The organism is Psychrobacter sp. M17(2026), from assembly GCF_055699815.1.
Map to the genome: position 1 here is coordinate 2,919,295 of NZ_CM146741.1, position 19,948 is coordinate 2,939,242.

Below are 19,948 nucleotides of genomic sequence, written 5' to 3' on the forward strand. Positions count from 1 at the left end.
AGTCCAACTATCAATTTAAGGTCTCATAAAACTTTTGTATACCATTAGCCAAATTATCATTAGCAGAGCTTTGCATATGTTGTACTAAGGCTTGCAGTTGTAAAATATTATCGCATTTTTCTAAACTGAGCATATACACCCAAGCTTCTTGACCTGGTGCTTTTTGCTCAATGTAAGCAGCTAACTCTGCTCTTTTACTTTCAAAACCGGCATTAAAATTTTTATCATAATAATGCTTTTCATCGTCTGCTAACTCTTTAGATTCTGTCTCAGTCTCAAAGCCTGCCGCTACATTTGCTTCTATATTCTGCGTGCGTTGCGCATCCTCCTCTAAGAGTGTCGCTGTTTCAGATGCTGCGAGTAAGCTTGTCTCTGTAGGCTCACCTTGATCACTGGACGCAACCTCTATATATTGCAAATCTTGCAATAGCTCAAAAAGTACGGCTACTCCGCCCGACTCGGCAAATATCTCACTGCTATCCAAAGACTTAAGATAGCTGTCATAGTGACTTTCCCCGTCAATTAAAAACAGCAAAGTTCGAGCCTGACGTGGCAATATATCTAATTCTTTATTTTTGATCTTTTCACGTCCTAGAGCACTTTTTTGAAATACTTGGCTATTATTCATTTGTGGACCCAATTCGGCTAGTTAGTTCGATACTTCTTAACTATTTGTCTAACATAGTTTTAATACTAAAGTATTGAAACTACTTTTCATAGAGGTTTTGATAGCTTCATAAAAAACGAGGCGTTAAGCTTTAATATATAGCTTAACACCTCGTTAGTTTTTATTACTTTTTTTATAATAGCAATCTTATAGACTAGCAGTAATAGCTACTCATCAAGCAAACGCTCGTCTACCTTTTGACGGAATTTTTGTCCTGTCTTAAAAGTAACCACGCGACGAGCGGATACTGCAACCGCTTCGCCCGTTTTAGGATTGCGACCTGGACGACTGTTTTTGTCCTTGAGCTCAAAGTTACCAAAACCCGAAAGCTTGACCTCTTTACCTTTGATTAAACTCTCTGATAATTCCTCAAAAAAATTCTCTACCAAGCAACGTCCTTCTTGACGAGTGATGTTCAGACGGCTCATCAAATGCTCGATCATATCGGATTTGGTTAAAGTGCTCACAGTACGACTCCTATGCTGTTTTGCTATAGTGTGGCTAATATCTGCTATAACTAATTTATGTGAGTAAGCTGGCGTATTATTAAATACAGTTTGGCTATTATAAATGATTTTTGCCTAGTTTTTAATAAAAGATGCAATAAAACCTTTTATTAATAACAAGTTACTGTTATCACTTAGCGCCTTTATGATTTTATCCTGTAACAGATAAGACTTTTATAACGCTAAAGCTAATGATAAATTTGCTAAAATCAACTTTAGCTATCGCGCAATTGTGCATTATGTTTTGAGTTTAAAGCTGTCACTACTTTATCAGTAGCGGCTTTGATTGATTCATCAGATAAAGTTTGCGTAGGGTCCTGCCACGTCAAAGCAAAGGCTAATGAACGTTGGCCTTCTGGTACCTTGTCGCCCTGATATACATCAAACAGCCACATATCTTTTAGTAGTTCGCCTGCCACGCTACGTATCGTAGCTTGCAAGGCTTGCACACTAATATCACTATTGACTAAGATTGCGATATCACGGCGAACCTGTGGGAATTTGCTCGGCGTCGCAATCAGCTGCTGTTCGCGTGCCAACGCCAATAATGGTGCTAAGGCCAATTGTGCTACCCAAGTCACTGGTAGATCCAGCTGCTTTGCGGTATTAGGGTGTAGCTGCCCAAGCCAGCCAATATAATGATCATCTATGTAGAGCTTCGCGCCCTGCCCTGGGTGTAAAAAGTCTAAATCACTACGCTCATAGCAGATGCGAGCGCTATCTGTCTGCACTGGTAGCAGCTGCTCAATATCGTGTTTTAGATCATAGAAGTCGGTAGCACGGTTTTGATAAGCTTGCTCATCCCAAACATTGCCAACAGCAACCAGAGCGATACTAGGCGTCTGCACTAACTCGCTGATGTTTTGCCCAACAAAGCTTAAACCCGTCTCAAAGAATCGAATACGAGACTGCTGACGATTAAGGTTGTATTGCACACAAGGTAGCAAGCTTGATAAAAGCGTACGACGCATCACCGCTAGATCACTGGAGATCGGATTAGCGAGTGGTAATACTGCCCCTAACGCTTCATCATCTATCATAGCTTCTAATTTAGCATCGCTAAAACTAAAGCTAATCGCTTCCATATAACCAATATCGACTAACGCCAATTTCATCTCATGGGTCAAATCTGCCATATCGTCATAGTTCATGCTGACTTGTAGATGAGGTAGCACGCTAGGTATATTGTCATAGCCATAGATACGCGCCAACTCTTCGATTAGATCTTCGCTTATACTCATATCAAAACGATACGATGGCGGCGTGCAGATCAGCGTATTATCTTGCTGCGCCACTGCAAATCCTAATTGCGTCAAGATACGCACCATAGTATCTACTGCAATCTCAATACCTAGCACCTCTGCTACTTTGGTAATAGGTAAGATAATAGCCTTGCGCGCAGGCAACTGATCGAGTTGCTCAACTGTTACAATTTTGCCAGCTTTACCAGCTGCAATAGTTGTAATTAAATCAGTAGCGCGTGCTAGCGCTAAAGCTGGCAACTCAAAGTCAACCCCACGCTCAAAACGCTGCGAGGCATCGGTATGCAGACCAAAGCGGCGCGCGCGTGCGGCGATAGCAAGCGGACTAAAAAAAGCGCTCTCAAGCACAATATTAGTCGTGCTATCAGTGACACTACTGCGTTTGCCACCCATGATACCTGCTAGTGCTAACACCCCTTCATCATCAGCAATCACCAGCTCATCACCATATAAGGTCACAGTCTGATCATTGAGTAAGGTAAGGCTCTCTTGAGACTCAGCCAAACGCACTATTATGCTACCTTTGATCGTATCGGCATCAAAAGCATGCAAGGGCTGACCCAATTCCATCAGCACATAGTTGGTCACATCGACTAAAAAATTATGGCTACGTAGGCCCGACTGCACTAGTCTATCCGCCAGCCATTTTGGGGTAGCTATACTACGATCGATATCGCTAATAGCCTGCAATAAGTAGCGTGGGCATTGCTCTATAGCATCAATAACGACAGTAGGTGTAGCAAAGCTACTGTTAGCGGCATCATCATTGGCCATAGTAATCTCTGGCGGTTGCATAGTCATACTATTGGTGACTGCAATCTCACGCGCGATACCACGGACGCTAAAGCAGTCGCCACGATTAGGGGTGATTGAGATATCAAGTATTTGGTTATCTAAGCCTAAATACTCGCGGATATCTGTACCAACAGGAGCGTCGCTAGGCAGTGCTAATAGACCATCAATATCGTCTACTAGGTCAATCTCAGAGGCGCCGCAAAGCATACCATTTGAGGCGACGCCGCGCAGCTCGCTGGCTTTGATATGAAAACCCGCTTTACCATTACTGCCATCGCTGGTAGGCAATACTGCACCGATAGTGGCGACAGGCGCTTTCATACCAACCGCTACATTTGGAGCACCACAAACGATTTGAAGAAGCTCATCTCCTCCAACATTCACTTGCGTTACTCTCAGCTTATCAGCATCAGGGTGTTGCTCGACGCTGATGACTTCACCGACGACAACGCCGTTAAAGGCACGAGCAACCGCATAACGATCATCAATCTCTAGTCCAGCCATCGTTAATTGTTCGGCCAACTGCTCACTGGTATTAGTAGGGTTCACCCATTGACGTAGCCACTGTTCGCTAATTTTCATAAGTATCTCGGATCAGAATTTTAGAATAAAGGTAGACGTATTAATATCAAAAACGAAAATCTAGCCAAACTGCTTTAAAAAACGCACGTCGTTTTGGAAGAATAAACGCAAGTCATCTATACCGTAATACAGCATCGCAAAGCGTTCAATACCCATACCAAAGGCAAAGCCTGTATATTTTTCTGCGTCAATACCACAGTTGGTTAGCACTTGTGGGTGCACCATGCCGCAACCCATCACCTCTAACCACTTACCATTGTCATCTAAGATATCAACCTCAGCGGATGGCTCAGTGAATGGGAAGAAAGACGGACGGAAACGAACGGTCAACTCTTTGGCGAAGAACGCTTCTAGAAACTCACTAATCAAACCTTTTAATTCAGCAAAGGTGCTCGACTCGGTTACCATCAAGCCTTCTAACTGATGAAACATTGGCGAATGAGTCTGGTCTGAATCATTACGATACACGCGACCTGGGCAGATAATGCGAATCGGCGGAGCGCTTTGCTCCATAGTCCGTATCTGTACAGGACTGGTGTGCGTACGTAGTAGATAATGCGCATCAAAATAAAAAGTATCGTGCATCGCGCGCGCAGGATGATGCGAGGGAATATTTAGCGCTTCAAAATTATAATAGTCGCTCTCAACCTCAGGACCTGTCGCTACGTTAAAACCCGCCTGTACAAAAAACTGCTGCATACGCTGAGTGATCATAGTGACAGGATGCAAATGACCTTTCGCACTACCGCGTGCAGGCAAGGTGATATCAATGCTCTCGCTGGCAAGCTTAGCGTTTAGCGCTTGAGTCTCTAACTGTTGCTGCTGCTCAGTTAATGCTTCTTGGATACTAGTGCGGGCCCCGTGCAACCAGCCGCCATAAGTCTTTTTGTCGTCAGCGCCAAGCTTACCCATCTGCTTTGAGAAGCCCGTTAATAGGCTCTTTTTACCCGTAAACTGCACACGCAGCTCTTGTAATGCGGGCACATCATCTGCTTGATTGATAAGCATTTGGGCTTGACTTGCAAACTCGATTAGCTGAGATTCATTAAGCTCATTGAGCTCTAGTGGTAGAGTCGGTAATGCCGACAAATCGGTAGCAACAGGGGTAGTCATAAGACGCATTATTCCTGATTTAAACAACGTATTGAGGATTTGAGTGAATATGGCAAATTATCTACTTAGAAATAATTTGAATATTCAAACAATAACTATAAAAAAAGCCACCGACTAGCGGTAGCTTTTATTAATAGTAGAGTATTAATCAATATCAATCTCGTCTTTAACACTCATCAACGGAGCATCAAAAAAGATTAATATTTATGCCAGTTCCGCTTTTGCTTTTTCAACGAGTGCAGTGAAAGTCGCTGCATCATGCATAGCGATGTCAGCAAGTACGCGACGATCGATATCGATGTTAGCCAATTTCATGCCATTGATAAAGCGGCTATAGCTTAAACCGTTTAAGCGTGCACCAGCATTGATACGTGCAATCCAAAGACGACGGAAAGTACGTTTTTTGTTGCGACGGTCACGATAAGCATATTGACCAGCTTTAGTAACTGCCTGTACTGCTACGCGATAAACACGTGAGCGAGCACCATAATAACCTTTAGCGCGTTTTAAGATTTTTTTGTGACGGCGATTTGCCTGTACACCACGTTTTACACGGGCCATAATTTACTCCAAGATTCTTTAAATACAGTAAGCGATATTAATTGCTGTTAGGCGATAGATTGCAAAGTCAGATAACTTTTGTACTACTACTTTTATATTAGATAAAAATGATAATAGCCCAAAAGTGACTTTAGTCAATTAGATGTATGGGCACATACGACGAACTGCTGCTTCGTCAGACTTGTCCACCATCTTAAGACCACGCAACTGGCGAATACGCTTAGCTGATTTCTTGGTCAAAATGTGGCTCTTAAATGCTTGCTTACGCTTGAAGCCATTTGCTGTTTTTTTGAAGCGTTTAGCTGCACCGCTTCTAGTTTTCATCTTATTTTTCATGATGAGTTGCCTCTTTTTCTGTGTTAGAACCTGGTCGTCAAATAGTTGATTAAGTTAGTAATTATATCGATAACTACCAAACCTCTATTTGCCTCGAGGTGGGAGGCGCTATTTTAGCAGAAGTGTTGTGATTTTGCCACCGCTAGTTTTGAATTTTATACCTGCGCCAACGATATGCACATTTAGTATTAGTTTTGTTTAATGAGGCGCTGCTCCGGTCTCGCTTTCAGTTGGTTTTCACAGTATCATCGTTATATAAACCACCCCTATTTCATAATTCTTATAAGATTATTTTTATGACTTCCTCTATTCTCGCTACTCCTGATTGGCTCACTACTATCACTTTTAATCAAGACGGTTTAATTCCTGCCATTGCCCAAGATCACGCGTCAGGGCGCATTCTGATGATGGCATGGATGAATGCCGAGGCACTACAATTGACCGCGCAGACTCAGACTGCTGTTTATTATTCACGCTCGCGAGCTAAGCTTTGGCATAAGGGAGAGACCTCTGGACACACACAACAAGTTCATGATATTCGCTTAGACTGCGACGCTGATGTGATCGTGCTTAGCGTGACTCAAATAGGTGGTATCGCCTGTCATACGGGTCGTGAGTCCTGTTTTTATCAGCGCCTAGATCTATCAGGGTCTACGCCAAAATGGCAAACGGTTGATGCGGTCTTAAAAGATCCCAGCGACATTTATGGTAGTAAGGATGATGCCGACGATAATAAAAGCACTATTGGACAATCTGTAGATAATAAAACGGTAGATGATAAAACCAAAGCGCTTATCAATCGCTCAGTCCTTCAACAGCTCGATACCGTTTTGGCTGAACGCAAACAAGCCGATAGCGATAGCTCTTATGTGGCCAGTCTCTATGCTAAAGGTCTCAATAAAATCCTAGAAAAAGTAGGCGAGGAAGCGACGGAAAGTATTATTGCCGCCAAGGACTTTGCACATAGCAATGAGCAAGCCGATAAAGCTGACTATGATGCCGCGCGTGATGAGCTTATCTATGAAGTCGCGGACGTCTGGTTTCATACTCTAGTGAGCTTAGCTTGGTTCGATATCGAATCTGATGCAGTATTGAATGAGTTAGGACGCCGTTTTGGTCTCTCAGGTATTGATGAAAAAGCGGCTCGCTAATCATTAAAGTGTCTAATTAATCCATTAAACTACTTAGGGTTAATCGATCATCTAAGCTATTGATTCAGTCAACCCAACAACTGTAACGTTGTTTTTGCCTTTTTATGGTCAGTACGCGTTATAATATAGGACTACTGACCTGAAGTTTTGGTTACTGGTTTTATCAAGATAATAAGGACAACGTTATGGGTAGTTTCTCCATTACACATTGGTTAATTCTGTTAGTCGTCGTCGTTGTAGTCTTTGGCACCTCTAAACTGAAAAATGCTGGCAAAGATCTGGGCGGCGCGGTAAAAGGCTTTAAAGAAGCAGTAAAAGACGAGGAGACTGAACACGCCAAAAAACACCGTGTCCTCGATCATGATGCTGGCATACCTACTGACCCTCACGCTACGCCTGCTCATACCACTGATGATATCGAAATCAGCCCTGCGCCTACTGATGATCAGCACAGAGTGTAAGCTGTTTGCGACTGTCATAAATAGTGATGCTTAACCCTTATGTTTGATATTGGCTTTTCTGAGATTTTCTTATTCGGTGTTATTGCCTTGATTGTCTTGGGCCCTGAGAAATTGCCACAAGCAGCGCGTACTGCTGGGCAATGGTATGCCAAATTGCGTCGTACTGTTACGACGATTCAGTCTGAGATAGAAGCTGAATTGGATCTAGCCGAGACTAGGCAGCAGATGCAAGATGAGTTGGCCAGTATTCGCAAGACTCGATCCGATATGGCTAATGAGATGGCCCAAATGCGTGGCAGTCTCAAGTCTTTTGAAAACTCGCAAAACGATAGTCTTAAAGCGGATCAGTTTACTACGCTGAATAAAGAGCAGCAAAACTCGCCTGCAGAATTCTCCTATGCTTATGATAGCGATGCTCCTGATGACCTAGAGAAGACATCAGAGTCGTTACTGTCTGGCAGTCAAGCAAATGATCAGGCTGACAATCAAGCTAATGATCAAACTGCTACAAAAGACAGCCATCAAAATGAAAATAAAATTAATGGCCAAACTGTCGTTATCGATAAACCACCACTAATGACACGTCCTTGGGAGAACATGTGGTTTCGACTAGGCGCTTATGATCAAGTACGTCGTCTGCCAGCAGCGCCCTATTTACCCAACTATAAAGCGGATATACTGTTGTACACTAGTGATGCTGCCGATAGCACTCGTAGCAAGACTACTTTAGAGACACAGCAGGCTGAGAAATGAGTCTATTTAAACGCCAAAAAAGCCGCCAGCAAAAGCTAGAAAAGTCAGAAAGCTCAGAAAGCTCAGCGCCTAGTGAGCAACCCAAAGAGCTGTTAGATACACTAGGTGATATGCCGATTACTCAGCATTTGATTGAGCTACGCGCACATTTAGTCAAAATATGTATCGCGGTATTAATTATATTTTTGGCATTAGTAGGCTTTTCGCGTGAGCTATATGACTTTTTATCCAATCCATTAGTAGCGCAATTACCTGCTAACTCCACGATGATCGCCACTGATATCACTTCTAACTTTATGGCGCCTATTCGCCTAACTATATTTGTCGCGGCATTTGTGGCGATGCCTTATATTTTGTATCAGATATGGTCGTTTGTCGCGCCTGGCCTGTATAAAAAAGAGAAGAAAATAGCCGTACCTGTGCTGCTATCCTCGATAATGTTGTTTTATGCTGGGGTTGCGTTTGCCTACTTTATTGTCCTCAAAGGGGTGTTAAAGTTCTTTATTATGTTCGCCCCGCAAAACGTCTTGCCGATGACCGATATCGACAGCTACTTGAGCTTTGCGCTCAAGCTATTTATGGTGTTTGGACTGACTTTTGAGATACCAGTAGTGACCTTTTTATTGATATTGGTCGGTATTGTCTCCATTGACAGCCTAGAGGATAAACGCCGTTATATCATTGTCGGCTGTTTTGGTGTCGCTGCGGTTGTGACGCCGCCTGATGGGATATCGATGTTGATGCTCGCCTTTCCTATGTGGCTACTATTTGAGCTGGGTCTATTGTTAGCAAAATTGCTAATCAAAGATAAAGCTAAGATAGAAACCAGTGCAGTTTTAGCTGATGAGTAATTAATTGAGACGTTATTAACCGCTAATATCCTTTATACTAGGCTGAGAAAATACTGAACTAAAAAACAATAGGCTCACAAACTCATAACTTTTAATTTATTTAATATTTACCAGCCATTGTTTATACCTTGGCTTTTTTTAGCGCTATAGCTTTTATGCTTAATACTTTTAACTCTTATATGTTTCAAAATTTTTAGGTAGCTTTTATGTCTGCATCCATGCCCGCTTATATGAGTAGTCCAACCGATGAGCAGCTTGCTGCGCTCAATATGGCGATGGATCACAAGTCGTTTAAGGTGGTGGCGTATGCAGGTGCAGGTAAGACGACCACACTCAAGCTTATTGGTGAGCGCCTGCGCGGTCGCGGATTATACTTAGCTTTTAATAAAGCTATTTCCAATGATGCGCGCTCAAAATTTCCAGGTCATGTGGATTGTCGCACCTTTCACTCCTTGGCCTATCGCCATGTACCGCGCGATATCACCGCCAAACTATCATTACCGCGATTTTCACCGAAGCGCTTGGGCGATGACTTGGGCTTGCGACCCGTGCAAGTGCGGCGGCAAATGGACGGCGTTAATAAATATATTACTTTGACGCCAGCGCGTCTGGCTCGTTTTGTCAGCGATGCGGTGAGTAACTTTTGTAGCACCCATGCCAGCTATCCTGCGCCAAGACATATCGACTTTCCTAAATGGCTAGATGAGTCAGATGCTGAGCAATTGCGTGAGATGCTCTATCCTGCCGTTGAGCAGCGCTGGCTACAGTCGATAGATGCGCGTCATCCAGCGGGTATCGGTCATGATATTTATCTGAAATTGTGGGCATTATCTAAGCCAAGTATTCCCGCTGATTTTATTCTGTTTGATGAAGCGCAGGATGCTGATCCACTGATGATGGGTATCTTAACCCAACAGTCCAAACAAGTGATTTATGTTGGCGACGCGCATCAGCAGATTTATGAATGGCGCGGTGCGGTCAATGCGATGAAAAAGCTGCCACTGCCGCAGACTTTATTAACCCAGTCGTTTCGTTTTGGTGATCCTATTGCTGAGGTTGCTAATACTTTATTAAAAGCCTTGCAAGAAGATGTGCCCTTGATTGGCAATCCGAATAAACAGTCATCAACGGTAAAAGGATTGGTTCATAGCAAAAAGGACGCGATACTCTGTCGCACCAATGCGGCGGCGATGTCGCAATTATTAACGGGTCTAAAATTAGGCCATCGTGTGGCATTACAAGCGGATACCGAGCGGATGCTAAAGTTCTGTCAAGCGGCTGAAAATTTAAAAAATGGTAAGTCGGCTTATGGCGTGCCTGAGCTGGCTTATTTTTATAACTGGTCAGATGTACAAGAGTATTCTGAGACCTCTGAGGGTAGCGATCTTAAGACTTTAGTCAAGCTAGTCGATGATCATGGTACCAAGGTATTAACCCAAGCCGTAAACAGCCTTACCAAAATTGAAAATGCTGACTATGTCATCTCAACCGCGCATAAAGCTAAAGGGCTGGAATGGGGTAAAGTGCAATTAGATGATGACTTTTATTATGATGTCACAACTAACGGTATTAAGATTAGTCCTGAGGAATTGCGCTTGCTATATGTGGCTTGTACCCGCGCACAAGTGAACTTAGATATTGCTAATATTCAACCGCTGATATCAGGATTGCAGACGGGTAAAAAGGTTATTTATGGGAGTTAGGTTTAGCTGCTTATAAAAGCCTTTCCTGATCCAATAATAAGTACAAGTGTGAGACTTATCAGCATTCAATCTACTGCTAGCAACATGCCCAAGCAATAGTAAGCTGATCTTTGTGTATCTTGCACTGAGTAATATGAGCACAACCAGAATCTCCAAACATATAATCTAAATTATCCTTAGAGTCGATTTGAAATATATAATCCATACATTCACCGCATTTTGGACAATCAGGATACTCTATACCTTGAACCCAAAATGGCCAACCTAGCAACTTATCCTTATGCAAAGCAGTAATATCATTATCAAATGCAAACTCACTTTCCTCATTAGTTAAAGTTATACCTGTGCTGAAGCGCTCCTCTTCATTTGGATAGTCTGCTTTTACTATCCAACCTGTAATATATTTTTTTGGAATCTCATTTTTTACCTCAGACTTGATACTATTTGATAAAAAAGTATTATCGAATCCTAAAACTCTTACCAAAGTGCTTTTAGAGAAAGGAAAATAAGCTTCACACTCCATATCGCACTCCTGAATATCATTAGTACAATAAAAAACTTGTAGATAACCTTCTCCGAACGGATTATTGGCTTCTATTGGTAGCTCCTTTGAGTCAAGTTGAACAAATAATTGCATAGGCTTTTTACAGTTTTCACAGCGAGGCCAAATTTCGGACTCTAAAAGCATTGGCACGCCTGAGAACTTCGAATGTTTCTCAGCATACACTCCATTCTCCACTATTGGATACCAAGCCTGTTTTTTGCACGGTTCTAGTTTCTTCTGAATGTTTTTTATAGATATGCTCATAGGTTCCTCATTTTTTTAACAGTCTTAAAAAATAGTCTCGACAGGTTTTTATCTCATGCTTGTCCAAATTCTATTAAGAGTAATAGCAATACAAGCAAACACAGATAAGTTATCATATACTCCATCAATTTATACCTATATGCCCTCAATGTCTCCCTCAAAAAACCTATTCCAAAACCCTGTCCGCCTCCTTGCCCCAATGGAAGGCTTGACTGATCCTTTGATGCGGCAAATACTAACGCAAATCGCTGCCGATTTAGGCCGTCCTTACGATTGGTCAGTGAGTGAGTTTATTCGCGTGACTCAGCATGTCTTGCCTGCGCATGTCTTCTATCGATTCGTGCCAGAATTACATAATGATGCTAAGACGACATCAGGTACGCCTATTCATATCCAATTGCTTGGTAGCGAAGCCCAACTGATGGCAGAGAATGCTGCCTATGCTTGTGAGCTTGGCGCCCCTGCTATCGATATTAATTTTGGTTGTCCCGCTAAGACCGTCAATAGCCATCGCGGTGGCTCAGTATTGTTGGATGAACCTGAGGTAATGTACGAGATTATCAGTGCGGTACGTCAAGCCGTGCCTAACGATATTCCAGTCTCCGCCAAGATACGTCTCGGCTATACCGATACTAGTAGAATGGATGATATTCGCGGCGCTATCGCAGCTAGCGGTACAGATTGGCTGACTATTCATGCACGCACCAAAACCCAAGGCTATAAGCCACCTGCTTATTGGGATAAGATTCAGAGCTTTAATGCCCTCGATATACCTGTCATCGCTAATGGTGAGATTTGGAATAGCAAACAAGCCCTAAACTGTATGCAGCAGTCAGGAACTCAGCATCTGATGTTAGGTCGAGGAGCAGTGACACGCCCAGATTTACTAGCGCAATTAGAAAAGTCGACTGGGAATAATTTGATTGATAAGGCTGAGTTATCTTGGCAAGTGCTATTGAATCATCAAATTAAATTCTTAGAGGGCGCCGCAAAAAACGATGTGGTACTAGTCGGTCGCTATAAGCAGTGGCTCGGTATGCTGAGTAAAGGCTACGTTGAAGCGCAGCCTTTATGGAATGAGATTAAGCGCGAGAGAAATAGAGTAGCTATTATTGAAACGCTAAAAACTAGCTTGCAACAATAATCACTTTTATAATAAGAATTTTTTGAATCGTTAGCCACTATAACTATTAAAATTACAGCGTTTTAGCATTAAAAGATTGCCAAAGTCTTAAACACTAATGCGAATTGCTAGATAGAACAACATCAAACTACATACCATCGATAATACCCAAAGTATTGAGCGAAACATCGGCAAGTTAGTAATATAAGCGACGCAGTAGCCAATGCGGATCAGCACATATAACCAAGCTAAAATATTGATAATGGACTGTGGCACAAAAAATAGCATCGCAACTAACACTGCTGCCAGAAATATCGGCAGCGTCTCATAACTGTTTTGTTGAGCGGCATTAGCTCTTGCTGCTAACCCCGTGGCATTTTGCATAAAATCACGAGGATTGGCATTGTTCCTGATCTTAAATCCGCCAAACACCTTAGCCGCTAGAGAAACCAACCACGGCAATAAACTAGCAACTAGCATTGCCCATATTGCTGACGCTGCGGTATCAGAGATAAATCCAAAAAGCATATTCATAATCTCAATGACCCCTACCCTGCAATCACTTCATAATCATGAGTGATATTTACGCCACCTTGCACCAGCATACGACTAGCCGAGCAATACTTTTCCGCAGAAAGTCTAATCGCTCTTTCGACTTGCTTGTCTGCTATATCAGAACCTGTGACTACAAAATGCATATGGATAGCGGTATAAACAGCGGGAACAGTTTCGGCCCGCTCAGCGGTCAACTCACAACGCACATCCGTTACCTCTTGACGTGACTTTTGTAGTATCGATACCACATCATAACTCGCACAGCCGCCAAGTCCGAGCAATATCAGCTCCATTGGACTCGCGCCTTTTTCTTTATCCGCATCTATCTGTACATTATGCCCTGATGGCGATACGCCCATAAAAGCTTTGCTCTCTTGCCAAGTAACGCTTGCTTTTGACTCTGCCATTGTTAACTATCCTTTTTTTAAATCTCTACTCATATAAAGTAAAATTAGTGCTGAAATTTTAGGTGTTCAGTTTAGCACAAGCTAAAAGCTGTTTTTATAGCTCAATTGTCATAGCTAAAATTATCTACTATTACCTGTTTAGATAATCGCTACTTTTAGATAGCAATCCTGATTCAATTATTATCACCATACATAGTCGTGAAACATTTTATAGCAAAATATTGTTACACATTTTGATGGTTTCTTGGTTTAATAGCAGTAATGAAACTCATTTTTATCAGGTAGCTATAGTAGTCACCCAATAATAATTATGACTACTGTTTATACCCTGTAAAAACGAGATCTTTTAAATGATTAAAAGGTTACGCTATGATAGATGCAGACGGCTTTCGCGCCAATGTCGGCATCATCTTGGCGAATACACAAGGACAAGTGCTATGGGCAAAACGCATTGGTCATAACGCTTGGCAGTTTCCTCAAGGTGGTATTGACCGTGGGGAGACGCCAATGGATGCGATGTATCGAGAGCTCTGGGAAGAGGTCGGATTACACCCGCGTCATGTAGACTTACTGGCAGTTACCCAAGATTGGCTACGTTACCGTTTGCCCAATCGTTACGTGCGCCATGGACAACACCCTTTGTGTATTGGGCAAAAACAGAAGTGGTTTTTGCTGCGCTTAGATGAGCTGAACACTCAACACATCCGCTTTGATGAAGGCAAGCCAGAATTTGACCATTGGCAATGGGTCAGCTACTGGTATCCCCTCGGACAAGTGATTCACTTTAAACGCGGAGTATATCGCCGAGCTTTACAGGAGCTAGTACGTGAGCTACCGCTAAAGCAAGAGCTGATTATCCCAGAACAGGACAATCATTTACTGATGGAATAAATAGATGATTTGATTTATAAAGTAAAAACACCTTTGTTAGGCGCTAGCATCTTTAGCGTTTAACAGAGGTTTTTTTATGTCTAATGCTGAGAGCACAATTCAAGAATTATATATCAAACCCAAAATATATGACTAAAAGTGCTCGACTCGTTTAGCTTTTGTAGGGTGCGCTACGCCTACTATTAATGGTGCGATGGAGCGTACCCTACGGCTTGATTCATCTTATAAATCTAAACATAATTTAAAGATCGGTCGTTTCACGACTAATAAGTTGAGCTTTTAGTTCTGACTCATCAGCTTTTGTACAGCGTAGAGTTAAAATACTTTGCGTTCTAGTGCCATAGCTTGGCATTTTTATAGCGGCATCGTTTAAAACTATCGGTGCGATAAACACTGATGATAATGCTTGCTCAATTGGCTTTGCTACACCCGTTTTAGGTAATTTGTCCTCAGGTGCCAATGTCTTATCAGACATCACGTCAAGGGCAGCATCTTGCCAATAATCTAAACGGCTATCCTCACCTATTAATGGCAATACTTCTTGTCTTAACCGTCCGCGCAGTTTTTCAGTTTTGAACCAACTCTCATCAGGTTGCCCGTTAGAGAATACATGCAAACCTGAATGCAGTGCTGTCGGCGCATGTCCGCGATTATTGACGATGACCGCTTGCTTATCGTTGCCAACAATCAAATTAAACCCTGCATAATTTTGCAAGTTGATTTGTCGTGCAAAAGCCATAGGACTAAGAGCGCTGGTCAGAAAGTTGGTGACTAATTCACCGCGCGAGCGCTCATCTGCATTTGCCTGCATGCCATCACGAAAGTTCAATACCGCGGCCCAACGTCCATTTTGTTCAGCAGTGACTTGATGTTGTTGTTGATACGATTGTTGCTGCTTTTGTCGATAGACGCCTAGCCAAGTGCCACCACTTTGGCTATCACGACCCGCGTAGACTGGTTGATCTGACCACTGGTGTAAAGCCTGAGTTGGACGCTCAAGGAACTCATCACGATTAGACAATAGTACCAGTGGTAGTTCATCAAACAGCTGCCAAGCAATGGCGACGATGCACATAGTTATCCTTGTTTAATTGTTTATTTTAATAGTTGCCTGTTAACGTTTTTTTAGCAGGATAACTCAGCTGATAGGTACTTTGCACCGTTTGCGACTGCTGACTTCGCAAGTTAAATTCCCAAGCGACTATGCCTTTATTATCATTCCAATCGCGCTCAGTCACTGGTGGTGTATAGGTCGCATTGACTTTGAGGTCATCATCACGACTGATCGGCTCACTACCTAATACTTGCAGGCGAATAGGGCGAGTGTGCTGATTGGTAAACTGATAAGCTTGGGTTTTGGTTAAAGTCTGGGTGCGATTAAATGCGCCTTGGTCGCCTTGCTTGTCTTCATTAGCCAATTGCTTGACGATCATATTAGGGTCAATACCAAAACCGATCCCTTGCTCTTTTAGCAGCTGATAGCTGTAGCGCGACTGACCGATGTAGTTATCGTCGCGGTACAGTTGTAGAGAGCCATCGACCCACGCTGGCGTTAGAAATGGCGCGGAAGCATACCAATAGCCTGCCAGCTCAGCGCTTGGCGTACTACGAACCCAAACCTTACTAGGACCTGATTGCTCATCCAGCAAAGTCCGCACGCGGCGACCATCGCTAGGAATACTAATACGCTGTGGTAGCTTATATTCAATAATGCCATTTTTATTCTGACTACTTACGGTAAAGCTAGGTAGCGGCGCCATACCAGCATCCATTGCATCAGCCTCAGACATTCGTCCAGAGACCACAACAGGTACGGGAGCATAAGCAGGTTCCATCATCGGCTGCACACTAACGGTTTTATTATTTTCTTCATACAGCCCTAATCGCGGCACGTTAGGCAATTGACCCGTGGTATTTTTATTAGGATTAACTGAGCTTAGCGTCAGGGGTATATTGATCCAGTTCTCTCCTGTTTGCTGAGCAATAATAGCCGATGCGGTAATAGCTAACTGCTCACTCTCAGTGTTAAGCCGCGCCTGATAGGTCGGCTGCCAACTCGCACCGCGCACTTGGTAATGTAGCTTAACGGAACTTGGGCTGCGACTGGCTGTACGTACACTGACTTGGGTCACATTATTACGAGTAGAGGTCGTGCTGCCAGCCATCAGCTGATTGAGAGCATCCTGCGCCCGAGCTTGGCGCTGCTGAATATCTAATATTTTCTTATTAATAGCAGTGGCCTGAGTATCTAAGTCGCGCACATTATTAGCAAGCGTACCATCGATACTGATTTGCGTCACTTTAGCTAAGTTTTGCAAATAGACTTTAGTTAAATAAGCGGCCTCTAATTCGGCATTAATATCTGCTAGATTATCTTGTCCAGTTTGTACTTTTGCGTCACCTTGATACTGACACTGCGCGGCCTGCTCCCCGCTCAAGTCCTCAATACTGACTTCACCGATATTGACGTTAGCAGCTGCTTGCACGCTCAAACTATCTTTATCTATAAATGGTGATAAACAAGAGAATACCAGCGTCTGCTCGCCGCTGCCATTGATCGGCAGTGCTCTAGTAACGCTAGCAAGACCCTGATAGATAGTGACTTGCTCAACTTGGCTGTTAGCAGCTTGGATACTAGGGCTAATCATAGCCAGCGCAACGCTAGACAAGAGCCCTGCTGCCAATCGTTTATCATTAATGAGTTGCTGATTTTTTGTATTCATTACAGTCAAAATCTTTGTTGATTGAAGCTTTTGCATAAATACTTCCTCAAAATTTAAGAGCCGTTTTTCTATACTAGCGGTTTTTTATAGCCTTTGCTATTCATTGCATTATGCTAGTGTTCGTTCAAGTCGAATTTTGCTATTATAGTCAGCACTTTACTACCCTATTTAAGACACTTTTATGATCATTCATCCCCAGTACGATCCCGTAGCCCTGTCTATGGGCCCAGTCGAAGTACACTGGTACGGCTTAATGTATTTGTTGGCCTTTGCAGCCGCTTACGGTTTGGCTTGGTATCGCAGCACCAAACGCGATAACTGGTCGACAGATATGGTCTCAGACTTAGTGTTTTTTGGTGCGCTTGGGGTGATATTAGGCGGTCGTATCGGCTACGTCTTATTTTATCAATTCGGTGAATTATTACAAAACCCAGCTTATCTGTTTAAAGTTTGGGAAGGTGGCATGTCCTTTCACGGCGGCTTAATTGGCGTTGGTCTTGGCATGTTGTATTTTGCCCGTAAATATAAAAAGACCCCATTTCAAGTGCTCGACTTTATCGTACCTTGTGTACCGACAGGGTTATTATTCGGTCGTATAGGTAACTATATCAATGGCGAGCTATGGGGACGTGTCTCTGATGGCGGCTATAATTGGCTGACCTATTTTCCGCAAGCGGCGCAAGCTGATTTGGCATTACTACAGACCAATCCTGCGCTCCAACAGCTAGTCACTGAGGTTAATGGCCAAGCGCTACTGCCACGCCATCCCTCACAGCTTTATCAAGCGCTAACCGAAGGCCTACTACTGTTCCTACTCTTGTGGTGGTACTCAAGCAAGCCGCGTCCGCGTATGGCCGTCACTGGCGTCTTTATGCTCGGTTATGGCTTTAGTCGCTTTATCGTCGAATTCTTCCGTCAGCCCGATGCTGATCAAGGCTTTATCTTGTTAGGCTGGGTGACTAAAGGGCAGATATTGAGTGCGCCAATGATTATCATCGGCATTTTCTTAATTATTTACGCTTACAAGCGCGATATTTATGACTGGGGTCGCCAGTCGGCTTATTAAGATGTTTTGAAACTGAGGTAGCTTGAAATTGAGTAATATTGAAAGTAAGTGATATTGAAAGTAAGTGATATTAAAACCAAAGATTATGGAATTTGAAAAGTCATGATTACTACGAAGAATGAAGCGGCTTACCTTGATTTATTAAGGCTCGTACTGGCTGAGGGTACTGAAAAAGGCGATCGTACAGGTACAGGTACGTTAAGTCATTTTGGGGCACAATTACGCTTTGACTTGCAGGCGGGCTTTCCGCTAATGACCACCAAAAAGGTACACTTTAAGTCCATCGCTTATGAGCTACTATGGTTTTTGAGTGGTAGCACTCATGTCGATTATTTACAACAGAATAACGTACGTATCTGGAATGAATGGGCAACGGGTGAGCAGACTGCGCGCTTTAATCGCGTTGAAGGTGATTTAGGGCCTATATATGGTCATCAATGGCGTAATTATGGCGCTAGTAAAACAGCTACTGGATACAATCAGGATGGTGTTGATCAAATCACTGACGTCATTGAGCAAATAAAGACTAACCCTAATTCACGACGTTTGATAGTTTCAGGCTGGAATCCTTTAGAGGCTAATCAAGTCGCGCTGCCGCCTTGTCATACCCTATTTCAGTTCTTTGTCGCGGACAACAAACTCTCTTGCCAGCTATATCAACGCTCAGCAGATTTATTCTTAGGCGTGCCGTTTAATATTGCTAGCTATGCGCTGCTAACTCATATGGTCGCGCAGGTTTGTGACTTAGAGGTCGGTGAGTTTATCTGGACAGGTGGTGATTGTCATATTTATCAAAACCACCGCGAACAGGTAGAGTTGCAACTATCGCGCTCACTAATGATGTTTCCTACTTTAAAGTTAAACCCTGATGTAAAAGATATTCTTGACTTTAGATACGAAGATATTAGCGTTGAAAACTATGAGTCGCATCCTGCTATCAAGGCTAAAGTTGCAGTATAAAAGCTATTTTTTACACTGTTTTGACGTGATTTTTCAATAAGCAAAAAGGACATTTTATGAGTTATGCCAACACCGAAGTTGCCCAAATCGCCGCTATTAGTAGCAATCGTTGTATCGGTAAAAACAATGACCTACCTTGGCATATCTCAGCCGATTTGCAACATTTTAAAAAGATGACGACTGCCAATAGCGATAGTGACATTAAAGGCATTGTCATCATGGGCCGTAAAACCTTTGAGTCAATGAACAGTAAACCGCTACCAAAACGCATTAGCTTCATTATCACGAGTCAGTTGGATTATGCTCAGAAAAAGGGTTTAGAAAACTGCGATAATGCTTATGTTGTGCATAATTTGGATGATGCTTTGACCCAAGCGGCAAGCCTTGCGCATGGCGCACATTTGGAAACGATTTGGGTGATTGGCGGTGAGCAAGTATTTGGCAATGCAATGATGTATACCGACCGTATTGAGCTGACTCATGTAGCTACTGAAATCAATGATGGCGATGCTTTTTACCCTGAGCTGCCAAGCGACTTTGAAGCTGTTCAAGAATCCGAGCAGATGCACGATGAAAAAAGTGCTTTGGACTTTAAGTTTGTGAGTTATAAAAGAGCTTGAAAATAGCCATTAAGTAGTAGGGTGGGTTAGCTCAAGCGTAACCCGCCAAATTCA

At 42.9% G+C, this 19,948-nt stretch carries 21 protein-coding genes; 10 read left to right on the forward strand and 11 right to left on the reverse strand.

The window, feature by feature from the left end:
• Window positions 1-10 precede the first annotated feature (10 nt).
• From ACR63T_RS12415 to rpmI, 6 genes are all read right to left on the reverse strand, one after another.
• Window positions 11-628, reverse strand: coding sequence for a hypothetical protein (locus ACR63T_RS12415; protein ID WP_472784185.1), 618 nt, complete (start codon window positions 626-628; stop codon window positions 11-13).
• A 206-nt stretch (window positions 629-834) separates the two neighbouring features.
• Window positions 835-1,134: an integration host factor subunit alpha gene (locus ACR63T_RS12420; protein WP_201570389.1), complete on the reverse strand. Its 300-nt coding sequence runs from the start codon at window positions 1,132-1,134 to the stop codon at window positions 835-837.
• A gap of 254 nt (window positions 1,135-1,388) precedes the next feature.
• On the reverse strand, window positions 1,389-3,812 hold the full coding sequence (pheT, locus tag ACR63T_RS12425; RefSeq protein ID WP_472784186.1) for a phenylalanine--tRNA ligase subunit beta: 2,424 nt from the start codon (window positions 3,810-3,812) through the stop codon (window positions 1,389-1,391).
• A gap of 60 nt (window positions 3,813-3,872) precedes the next feature.
• On the reverse strand, window positions 3,873-4,925 hold the full coding sequence (gene pheS, locus ACR63T_RS12430; RefSeq protein ID WP_472784187.1) for a phenylalanine--tRNA ligase subunit alpha: 1,053 nt from the start codon (window positions 4,923-4,925) through the stop codon (window positions 3,873-3,875).
• Between the two features lie 204 nt (window positions 4,926-5,129).
• The gene (rplT, locus tag ACR63T_RS12435) at window positions 5,130-5,486 is read right to left on the reverse strand and encodes a 50S ribosomal protein L20 (RefSeq protein ID WP_201570392.1); all 357 of its coding nucleotides are present in this window, start codon (window positions 5,484-5,486) and stop codon (window positions 5,130-5,132) included.
• Between the two features lie 138 nt (window positions 5,487-5,624).
• Window positions 5,625-5,822 (reverse strand): 50S ribosomal protein L35, encoded by a 198-nt coding sequence (gene rpmI / locus ACR63T_RS12440; RefSeq protein WP_201570393.1) that lies wholly within the window; start codon window positions 5,820-5,822, stop codon window positions 5,625-5,627.
• A 296-nt stretch (window positions 5,823-6,118) separates the two neighbouring features.
• Between rpmI and hisIE the strand changes: the two genes are divergently transcribed.
• The 5 genes from hisIE to ACR63T_RS12465 all read left to right on the forward strand — a co-directional run bounded on the left by hisIE (window position 6,119) and on the right by ACR63T_RS12465 (window position 10,741).
• Window positions 6,119-6,973, forward strand: a complete 855-nt coding sequence (gene hisIE / locus ACR63T_RS12445) for a bifunctional phosphoribosyl-AMP cyclohydrolase/phosphoribosyl-ATP diphosphatase HisIE (RefSeq protein WP_305899046.1) — start codon at window positions 6,119-6,121, stop codon at window positions 6,971-6,973.
• A 185-nt stretch (window positions 6,974-7,158) separates the two neighbouring features.
• On the forward strand, window positions 7,159-7,434 hold the full coding sequence (tatA, locus tag ACR63T_RS12450) for a Sec-independent protein translocase subunit TatA (protein WP_472784188.1): 276 nt from the start codon (window positions 7,159-7,161) through the stop codon (window positions 7,432-7,434).
• Between the two features lie 39 nt (window positions 7,435-7,473).
• Window positions 7,474-8,187: a Sec-independent protein translocase protein TatB gene (tatB, locus tag ACR63T_RS12455; RefSeq protein ID WP_472784189.1), complete on the forward strand. Its 714-nt coding sequence runs from the start codon at window positions 7,474-7,476 to the stop codon at window positions 8,185-8,187.
• Between the two features lie 110 nt (window positions 8,188-8,297).
• Window positions 8,298-9,038, forward strand: a complete 741-nt coding sequence (tatC, locus tag ACR63T_RS12460; protein ID WP_472785284.1) for a twin-arginine translocase subunit TatC — start codon at window positions 8,298-8,300, stop codon at window positions 9,036-9,038.
• 206 nt (window positions 9,039-9,244) lie between these two features.
• Window positions 9,245-10,741 carry a UvrD-helicase domain-containing protein gene (locus ACR63T_RS12465; protein ID WP_305899049.1) on the forward strand — a complete coding sequence of 499 codons (1,497 nt, stop codon included), beginning with the start codon at window positions 9,245-9,247 and terminating at the stop codon, window positions 10,739-10,741.
• A gap of 76 nt (window positions 10,742-10,817) precedes the next feature.
• Here ACR63T_RS12465 and ACR63T_RS12470 read toward each other — a convergent pair whose 3' ends face one another.
• The gene (locus tag ACR63T_RS12470; RefSeq protein ID WP_472784190.1) at window positions 10,818-11,549 is read right to left on the reverse strand and encodes a DUF1963 domain-containing protein; all 732 of its coding nucleotides are present in this window, start codon (window positions 11,547-11,549) and stop codon (window positions 10,818-10,820) included.
• 148 nt (window positions 11,550-11,697) lie between these two features.
• On the opposite strand from ACR63T_RS12470, the gene ACR63T_RS12475 reads away from it, so the two are divergent.
• Window positions 11,698-12,693, forward strand: coding sequence for a tRNA dihydrouridine synthase (locus ACR63T_RS12475; RefSeq protein ID WP_472784191.1), 996 nt, complete (start codon window positions 11,698-11,700; stop codon window positions 12,691-12,693).
• 87 nt (window positions 12,694-12,780) lie between these two features.
• Here ACR63T_RS12475 and ACR63T_RS12480 read toward each other — a convergent pair whose 3' ends face one another.
• Together ACR63T_RS12480 and ACR63T_RS12485 are read right to left on the reverse strand one after the other, a co-directional pair.
• The gene (locus ACR63T_RS12480; protein WP_305899052.1) at window positions 12,781-13,206 is read right to left on the reverse strand and encodes an MAPEG family protein; all 426 of its coding nucleotides are present in this window, start codon (window positions 13,204-13,206) and stop codon (window positions 12,781-12,783) included.
• A 14-nt stretch (window positions 13,207-13,220) separates the two neighbouring features.
• Entirely contained in the window at window positions 13,221-13,634 is a 414-nt protein-coding gene (locus ACR63T_RS12485) for an OsmC family protein (RefSeq protein WP_201570410.1), read from the reverse strand.
• 369 nt (window positions 13,635-14,003) lie between these two features.
• Here ACR63T_RS12485 and ACR63T_RS12490 point away from each other — a divergent pair, with 369 nt between their 5' ends.
• Window positions 14,004-14,525, forward strand: a complete 522-nt coding sequence (locus ACR63T_RS12490) for an RNA pyrophosphohydrolase (RefSeq protein WP_305899053.1) — start codon at window positions 14,004-14,006, stop codon at window positions 14,523-14,525.
• Window positions 14,526-14,766: 241 nt separating this feature from the next.
• On the opposite strand, the gene ACR63T_RS12495 is transcribed toward ACR63T_RS12490, so the two are convergent.
• Both ACR63T_RS12495 and ACR63T_RS12500 read right to left on the reverse strand, forming a co-directional pair.
• Window positions 14,767-15,600: an NRDE family protein gene (locus ACR63T_RS12495; RefSeq protein ID WP_472784192.1), complete on the reverse strand. Its 834-nt coding sequence runs from the start codon at window positions 15,598-15,600 to the stop codon at window positions 14,767-14,769.
• Between the two features lie 25 nt (window positions 15,601-15,625).
• The gene (locus tag ACR63T_RS12500) at window positions 15,626-17,284 is read right to left on the reverse strand and encodes a DUF4139 domain-containing protein (protein WP_472784193.1); all 1,659 of its coding nucleotides are present in this window, start codon (window positions 17,282-17,284) and stop codon (window positions 15,626-15,628) included.
• A gap of 145 nt (window positions 17,285-17,429) precedes the next feature.
• On the opposite strand from ACR63T_RS12500, the gene lgt reads away from it, so the two are divergent.
• From lgt to ACR63T_RS12515, 3 genes are all read left to right on the forward strand, one after another.
• Complete coding sequence (gene lgt, locus ACR63T_RS12505; RefSeq protein ID WP_472784194.1) at window positions 17,430-18,314, forward strand: prolipoprotein diacylglyceryl transferase; 885 nt, start codon at window positions 17,430-17,432, stop codon at window positions 18,312-18,314.
• A 102-nt stretch (window positions 18,315-18,416) separates the two neighbouring features.
• A complete protein-coding gene (locus ACR63T_RS12510) occupies window positions 18,417-19,274 on the forward strand; it encodes a thymidylate synthase (RefSeq protein WP_472784195.1) in 858 nt (285 codons plus the stop codon).
• A gap of 56 nt (window positions 19,275-19,330) precedes the next feature.
• Window positions 19,331-19,894, forward strand: coding sequence for a dihydrofolate reductase (locus ACR63T_RS12515; protein WP_472784196.1), 564 nt, complete (start codon window positions 19,331-19,333; stop codon window positions 19,892-19,894).
• The last annotated feature ends 54 nt before the right edge of the window (window positions 19,895-19,948 follow it).

Bases quoted from the DNA above. Each gene is read 5' to 3' on its own strand.
- ACR63T_RS12415 (WP_472784185.1), bottom strand. From the start codon at position 628: ATGAATAATAGCCAAGTATTTCAAAAAAGTGCTCTAGGACGTGAAAAG.
- pheT (WP_472784186.1), bottom strand. From the start codon at position 3,812: ATGAAAATTAGCGAACAGTGGCTACGTCAATGGGTGAACCCTACTAAT.
- pheS (WP_472784187.1), bottom strand. From the start codon at position 4,925: ATGACTACCCCTGTTGCTACCGATTTGTCGGCATTACCGACTCTACCA.
- rplT (WP_201570392.1), bottom strand. From the start codon at position 5,486: ATGGCCCGTGTAAAACGTGGTGTACAGGCAAATCGCCGTCACAAAAAA.
- rpmI (WP_201570393.1), bottom strand. From the start codon at position 5,822: ATGAAAAATAAGATGAAAACTAGAAGCGGTGCAGCTAAACGCTTCAAA.
- hisIE (WP_305899046.1), top strand. From the start codon at position 6,119: ATGACTTCCTCTATTCTCGCTACTCCTGATTGGCTCACTACTATCACT.
- tatA (WP_472784188.1), top strand. From the start codon at position 7,159: ATGGGTAGTTTCTCCATTACACATTGGTTAATTCTGTTAGTCGTCGTC.
- tatB (WP_472784189.1), top strand. From the start codon at position 7,474: ATGTTTGATATTGGCTTTTCTGAGATTTTCTTATTCGGTGTTATTGCC.
- tatC (WP_472785284.1), top strand. From the start codon at position 8,298: ATGCCGATTACTCAGCATTTGATTGAGCTACGCGCACATTTAGTCAAA.
- ACR63T_RS12465 (WP_305899049.1), top strand. From the start codon at position 9,245: ATGTCTGCATCCATGCCCGCTTATATGAGTAGTCCAACCGATGAGCAG.
- ACR63T_RS12470 (WP_472784190.1), bottom strand. From the start codon at position 11,549: ATGAGCATATCTATAAAAAACATTCAGAAGAAACTAGAACCGTGCAAA.
- ACR63T_RS12475 (WP_472784191.1), top strand. From the start codon at position 11,698: ATGTCTCCCTCAAAAAACCTATTCCAAAACCCTGTCCGCCTCCTTGCC.
- ACR63T_RS12480 (WP_305899052.1), bottom strand. From the start codon at position 13,206: ATGAATATGCTTTTTGGATTTATCTCTGATACCGCAGCGTCAGCAATA.
- ACR63T_RS12485 (WP_201570410.1), bottom strand. From the start codon at position 13,634: ATGGCAGAGTCAAAAGCAAGCGTTACTTGGCAAGAGAGCAAAGCTTTT.
- ACR63T_RS12490 (WP_305899053.1), top strand. From the start codon at position 14,004: ATGATAGATGCAGACGGCTTTCGCGCCAATGTCGGCATCATCTTGGCG.
- ACR63T_RS12495 (WP_472784192.1), bottom strand. From the start codon at position 15,600: ATGTGCATCGTCGCCATTGCTTGGCAGCTGTTTGATGAACTACCACTG.
- ACR63T_RS12500 (WP_472784193.1), bottom strand. From the start codon at position 17,284: ATGCAAAAGCTTCAATCAACAAAGATTTTGACTGTAATGAATACAAAA.
- lgt (WP_472784194.1), top strand. From the start codon at position 17,430: ATGATCATTCATCCCCAGTACGATCCCGTAGCCCTGTCTATGGGCCCA.
- ACR63T_RS12510 (WP_472784195.1), top strand. From the start codon at position 18,417: ATGATTACTACGAAGAATGAAGCGGCTTACCTTGATTTATTAAGGCTC.
- ACR63T_RS12515 (WP_472784196.1), top strand. From the start codon at position 19,331: ATGAGTTATGCCAACACCGAAGTTGCCCAAATCGCCGCTATTAGTAGC.